The organism is Photobacterium sanguinicancri (assembly GCF_002265265.1).
GTDB classification, from domain to species: domain Bacteria; phylum Pseudomonadota; class Gammaproteobacteria; order Enterobacterales; family Vibrionaceae; genus Photobacterium; species Photobacterium sanguinicancri.
Genome location: NZ_NOIF01000318.1, coordinates 1 through 2,543 on the forward strand (window position 1 = coordinate 1; position 2,543 = coordinate 2,543).

Here is a 2,543-nt window from a genome sequence, read left to right on the forward strand (position 1 = left end):
TGGAACCGCCGTATGCGACCCACGCTTGTACGGTGGTGTGAGAGGACGGAGGCCGTGAGGCCTCCTCCTACTCGATTAATAGACGGTTACATCGTTAATCTACAAGCGATTACGCGTATGTTTTCGCTAATTTTTCAACAATATCTACGTACTTTTGCATTGCATCGTCTGCATTCATACCTTGTAGCTTTTCCCAAGCTTCAAACTTAGCAGCACCTTTAAAATCAAACATACCTGGGCGTTTACCGCTCACATCGCCGTCAGTTGCTTGTTTGAAGAGTGAGTAAAGAGCTAATAGCTCGTTATTCGATGGACGTTGAGTCAGCTGTTTAACATCCTTTTGAGCTTGTTCGAAACTTGCTTTTAAATCTGCCATGTTAATTTTCCTTTTACCAATAGACGTTTAAAGTTGATGTTCGCGGCTTATAAGTAGATGCCACGTAGTAATGCTGAGAGCGCAATAAGCTCTGCTGATGATGCCTTTTCTTTACCTTTCTCAGTATCTAGCTCTTTTCCTTGAGTGCTTTCTTTCGAATCAGGGAACATGCGGAAGCTACTGTTCATGATGATTTCAGCAAGTTTAGGGAAGAGTGCGTGAACAATTTGCCCGAAAATACCTAGATTGGTTGCAATGCGTTTAGGCTTATCGATGATTGCTGTCGCCAATAAATCAGCTGCTTCTTCTGGTTTCAGCGTCGGCACTGATTGATAGATTTTGGTTGGTGCAATCATAGGTGTTGCCACTAGTGGCATGTTGATTGTGGTGAAGTTCACATTCATGTCTGAATATTCTGCGGCTGCACAGCGGGTGAAGGCATCGAGTGCGGCTTTAGAAGCTACGTATGCAGAGAAACGTGGTGCGTTGGTTAATACCCCAATAGATGAGATGTTAATAACGTGACCACCACCTTGCGCTTCCATACTTGGCAATAAACCTAATGTCAGTTTAAGTGCACCAAAGTAGTTCAGCTGCATAGTACGCTCGAAATCGTGGAAACGATCGACTGAATTTGCAATCGAGCGACGAATTGAACGACCTGCGTTATTAATCAGAATGTCAACGCGGCCATGGATCTCTAAAATATCCGCGGTTAAGCGCTCTACATCGCTGATGTTCGAGAGATCACATTGGTAAGTGTGTGCTGTACCACCAAGCTCTTCCACCTGCGTACGCGTTTCAGCGAGTTTTTCTTCATCACGCGCAACCAGAATCATTTCTGCGCCATTTTCTGCCAATTTGAATGCAGTTGCTTGGCCGATCCCTGAACTTGCGCCAGTGATCAAAATGATCTTGTTTGCGACGCGTGCTTTCAAACTACGATCACCTGAGATTTCTGGATCTAAGTGACGCTCCCAGTAATCCCAAATAGCAGGTGCGTAATGAGGAAGACGAGGACACTCGATCCCTGAACCTTTAAGCGCCTGCTGTGTTTCGCGGCAATCAAATTCTGTCGGGTAGGTGAAGAATTTTAAGACTTCAGCTGGAATGCCGAGATCTTTCATTGTGACATCTGCGATTTGTTTAACTGTCGGTAGCGACATGATTGCTTGTTTCACTTGATTTGGCACTAAGCCAAATAAGCGTGCATCAATTCGCATCGCCATACGTGGCGCATGACCTGCTTCTGCGAAGATATTGAGCACTTCACCGGCACGATAAGGTTTTGGATCGGTAATGTGGAAACACCCACCGTCTAACCCCTCCTTATGTGCGATATGGTCAAGTACATTGACAACATAATCGACAGGTACAATATTAAGTCGGCCGCCTTCTAAACCTATTGTCGGTACCCAAGCCGGTAATACACCGCGAATGCGTTGAATCATCTTGAACAAGTAATACGGGCCGTCTACACGATCAGCAACACCTGTTTTTGAATCACCAACAACCATACCTGGGCGGTAGATACGGAAAGGCACTAAGCAGTTTTCACGTACAGCGCGTTCAGATTCATGTTTGGTCGAAAAGTAAGGGTGATCAAGGTTTTCAGCCTCGCTAAACATGTCCTCACGGAAGTGACCTTCGTATAAGCCTGCTGCTGCAATTGAACTAATATGATGGAAACAACCGACGTTTAGTAGATTAGCCGCTTCTAAAGCATGGTTTGTACCTAATACGTTAACCTCTTGCTGCTCTTCAGCGCCAGCGCTGAGGTCATAAATTGCAGCTAAGTGGAAAAAGTGAGTGACTTTGCCTTTTAATGCAGAGATATCTTGCTCTGAAAGCCCCAGTCCAGCTTGAGTGAGATCACCTGTAATTGGAACGATGCGGCCAGCCTCGATCCCGTTCTCTTCTTGCCATGTGGTTAGTCTTTGTTGAGCATTTTCATTGCGGCAAAGTACATATATCGTCCCTTCTCTTTTTAACAGGCGGGTTAACAGGTTTCGTCCTAGAAAACCTGTACCACCAGTAAGAAAATATGCCATTTGCTCTCCTTAAGTATTCACAGCTGATAAATGTATTCCTTTTCGATATACAACTTACACTGGTCAGAGCTGCTGTCTTTAGCCAAAGTTTAAAATCTGACTCTTATAAACATCTG

The 2,543-nt window shown here is 44.8% G+C and carries 2 protein-coding genes; both read right to left on the reverse strand.

The genetic code is table 11. The features are described 5' to 3' along the window. Positions 1 to 109: 109 nt before the first annotated feature. Complete coding sequence (locus ASV53_RS23595) at positions 110 to 376, reverse strand: acyl-CoA-binding protein (RefSeq protein ID WP_094958941.1); 267 nt, start codon at positions 374 to 376, stop codon at positions 110 to 112. Positions 377 to 423: 47 nt separating this feature from the next. Further along, complete coding sequence (locus ASV53_RS23600) at positions 424 to 2,427, reverse strand: SDR family oxidoreductase (protein ID WP_094958942.1); 2,004 nt, start codon at positions 2,425 to 2,427, stop codon at positions 424 to 426. Positions 2,428 to 2,543: the final 116 nt, after the last annotated feature.

What these genes read in the sequence shown, in the direction of transcription:
- ASV53_RS23600 (WP_094958942.1), bottom strand. Translation starts at nt 2,427, where the DNA reads ATGGCATATTTTCTTACTGGTGGTACAGGTTTTCTAGGACGAAACCTG.
- ASV53_RS23595 (WP_094958941.1), bottom strand. Translation starts at nt 376, where the DNA reads ATGGCAGATTTAAAAGCAAGTTTCGAACAAGCTCAAAAGGATGTTAAA.